At 56.0% G+C, this 225-nt stretch carries 1 pseudogene; it reads right to left on the bottom strand.

Annotation, left to right across the window (positions count from 1 at the left end):
• Window positions 1-225, bottom strand: a pseudogene (locus tag HJY11_RS13965) (hypothetical protein); the annotation flags it as partial.

Genomic DNA, 225 nt, shown 5'->3' with positions numbered 1-225 from the left:
CGATCCGGGGATCGCTGAGGGGGCAGCCCTCGGCAATCAAAATCTGGGAGCGTACCAAGTCCACGCCGGTGACCATTTCGGTAACGGTATGCTCCACCTGAATCCGGGGATTCATCTCAATAAAGTAGTGGTGTCCTTCGTTATCCACCAAAAACTCCAGCGTGCCCGCATTGGTGTAGCCGACGTGCTTTGCGATCTTCACCGCATCCTCATACAGCTCCTCCC

It is taken from the genome of Bittarella massiliensis (ex Durand et al. 2017) (genome assembly GCF_017566145.1).
Taxonomy (GTDB): Bacteria; Bacillota; Clostridia; order Oscillospirales; family Ruminococcaceae; genus Bittarella; species Bittarella massiliensis_A.
This window is presented reverse-complemented; position numbering and strand designations above follow the sequence as displayed.